Here is a 1,279-nt window from a genome sequence, read left to right as displayed (position 1 = left end):
CCGCTTCCGCCCGCACCGGCGTGCCGGCGAGCGCGCCGTCCGGCCCGAGCGTCAGGCCCGCCGGCAGGCTGCCGCCGGCCAGCGCGAAGCCGTATGGTGCCTGACCGCCCGACACGCCGAAGCGGAAGGCGTAGGCCTCGCCCACGGTCGCCGCCCGCGGCGGCAGGCCCGACACGCTCATGCCCGCCGCCACCTCGATGGCGAACGCGGCCGAGAGCGCGCTGCGCCCGTCCACGTCCGTGGCGCGCACCCGGATCCCGCCGTAGCTGCCCGCCGCCGACGGCGTGCCGCCGATGCGCCCGTCCGCCTCGAGGCTGAGGCCCGGCGGCAGCGCGCCCTCGGCCAGCGCCAGGACGTAGGGGCCGCGTCCGCCTGCCGGCCGCACCGCGCCCCCGTAGGCCGTCCCCGTCGAGGCGGGCCCGATGTCGACGAGCACCAAGCGCAGCGGCTCGCGCACGTCGATGCCGAAGGCGGCGCCTGTGACCACCCGGCCGGCGGCGTCCGTGACCCGCACCTGGCTGGTGGCGGCCGGCGCCGCCGCGCTGGGCGTGCCCGAGATCAGGCCGGTGTCCGGGTCGAGGACGAGCCCGGCCGGCAGGGCCGAGCCGAGCAGGCTGAAGGCGTAGGGGCTCGTGCCGCCGCTCGCCGTGTAGCGGGCGCTGTAGGGCTCGCCGACCGTGGCGCTCGCCGCGGGCGTGCCGGAAAGGGTGAGCGGCGCGGTGACCACGATCGGGAAGCGCTCGGTGCGCCCGGAGCGCCCGTCCGCGTCGACCACGCGCAGGCGCAGGTCGGCGGCCGTGCCGGCCGTCGTCGGCCGCCCCGCGATCACGCCGGTGGCCGCGCTCAGCGTGAGGCCGGCCGGCAGGGTGCCCTCGACCAGCGACCACGCGTAGGGGCTGCGCCCGCCGCTGACCGAGGCGTAGCCCGAGTAGTCGGCGCCCACCAGCGCATCCGGCCCCGGGGTGCCGGAGACGACGAGGGGAGCGGAGATGCGCAGGTCGAAGGGCGCGGCGGTGGCCGCGGCGCCGGAGGCGTCGCGCACCCGCACGGTGAGGGACGGGGCGAAGCCGGGGGCGCTCGGCGTGCCGGAGATCAGGCCGGTGGCCGCGTCGAGGGAGAGCCCGGCCGGGAGCTGGCCGTTGATCAGGGCGAAGAGCGTCTCGCCCGAGCCGCCGCTGGCCGTGTAGCGGGCGCCGTAGGGCTCGCCCACCGTGCCGAAGCTCTCGGGCGTGCCGGCGATGGCGAGGCTGGAGCCGACGGAGATGCCCCAGACCGAGGA

1 protein-coding gene is annotated in these 1,279 nt (G+C 78.7%); it reads right to left on the bottom strand.

The window, feature by feature from the left end; translation table 11 throughout:
* Positions 1 to 1,279, bottom strand: a 1,279-nt coding sequence (locus tag MFF56_RS31795; protein ID WP_238232200.1) for an Ig domain-containing protein, incomplete at both ends; no start/stop codon positions are given.

Source organism: Methylobacterium hispanicum, from assembly GCF_022179285.1.
GTDB lineage: Bacteria > Pseudomonadota > Alphaproteobacteria > Rhizobiales > Beijerinckiaceae > Methylobacterium > Methylobacterium hispanicum.
Note: the sequence above shows the minus strand (reverse complement) of the source record. Positions and strands in the feature narration are given on the sequence as shown.